This window comes from Nonomuraea salmonea (genome assembly GCF_042428605.1).
Lineage (GTDB): Bacteria > Actinomycetota > Actinomycetes > Streptosporangiales > Streptosporangiaceae > Nonomuraea > Nonomuraea salmonea.
In genome coordinates this window covers 1-1,484 of sequence record NZ_JBHMCF010000069.1, presented here as the reverse complement: position 1 = coordinate 1,484, position 1,484 = coordinate 1, and the positions used below count along the sequence as shown (strand labels likewise).

The 1,484-nt window shown below is 67.7% G+C and carries 1 protein-coding gene; it reads left to right on the top strand.

Translation table 11 applies throughout. The features are described 5' to 3' along the window. Positions 1-161 precede the first annotated feature (161 nt). A partial coding sequence (locus ACFFR3_RS50165; RefSeq protein WP_379485514.1) for an IS256 family transposase occupies positions 162-1,484 on the top strand: 1,323 nt, incomplete at its 3' end.

Genomic DNA, 1,484 nt, shown 5'->3' with positions numbered 1-1,484 from the left:
CATTCACCAACTCGGGGGAGAACACGATCATGTCCACGACACGGGGAAGAACCGCGCTGGCCGCGGTGGGGCAAGAACAGCGCGATGACGCATCGGCGCGGCTGGGGGCGGCTGCTCATCATGGCGGGGAAAAATCCCCCTGCCGTGACGGCGAGACGCCGTTGCGGGACCTGCTCGGCGATCACGTGCTGGACCTGCTGCTGGAACGCTCACGCGACGGCGCCGGCGGGCTGCGGCTGACAGGTGAGGGCTCGATGCTCGGCGAACTGGTCAAAGCCGTGCTGGAACGCGCGCTGGAAGCCGAGCTGTCGGCGCATCTGGGCTACGGCAAACACGAGGTGGCCGGGCACGGCTCGGGCAACTCCCGCAACGGCAGGATCGGCAAGACCGTGCAGACCGGGGTCGGGCCGGTCCGGCTGGCCGTGCCCCGGGACCGGGCCGGCACCTTCGAACCCATGCTGGTGCCCAAGCGGGCCGGCCGCGTCTCCGGCGGCCTGGACGACATGATCATCAGCCTGTACGCGCACGGCATGAGCGTGCGCGACATCCAGCACCACCTGCGCCAGATCTACGACACCGAGCTCAGTCACGAGGCCATCTCCAACATCACCGACGCCGTGCTGGAAGAGGTCCGCGCCTGGCAGGCCCGGCCGCTGGAGGCCGTCTACCCGGTGGTGTTCCTGGACGCCATCGTGGTCAAAGTCAGAGACAACCACAGCGTCCAGGCCAAACCCGCCTACCTGGCCATCGGCATCGACGCCGACGGCGACAAACACGTGCTGGGCATCTGGCTGGCCAAAACCCCGCTCGATACCGCCACCGCCGGCGAATCGGCCCGGTTCTGGAATGCGGTGATGAACGACCTGAAAAACCGGGGCGTGCGCGACATCCTCATCGCCTGCACCGACGGCCTGAACGGCTTCGAAGACGCCATCCACGCGGCGTTCCCGCACACCACCGTGCAGGCCTGCGTGGTGCACCTGATCCGCAACGCGCTGCGGCCGGTCGCCCGCCGTGACCGCGCCGCGCTGGCCGCCGAGCTCAAGAAGATCTACACCGCGCCCAGCGCGGAAGCCGCCTTCGACGCTCTGGCCGACTTCTCCGCTTCCACCTGGGGCGAGCGGTATCCGCAGGCGGTCCGCGTGTTCGAGGCCGCCTGGGACCGCTTCATCCCGTTCTTCGCCTTCTCCCCGGCGGTCCGCAAACTGCTCTACACCACCAACAGCATCGAGTCCCTGAACTACCAGCTGCGCAAGGTCACCAAAGCCCGCGGGCACTTCCCCGGCGACGACGCCGTGGTCAAGCTGCTGTGGCTGGCCATCATCAACATCGAGGACAAACGCGCCCGCGAACGCGCCATCACCAAGGAGAAAACCGGCAAGGCCAAGAACTCGCCCAACACCGCCCGCCTGATCGAAGGACAGCGCACCATCGGCTGGCGCGAAGCACTCATCGAACTCGACATCGCCTATCCAGGCCGCATC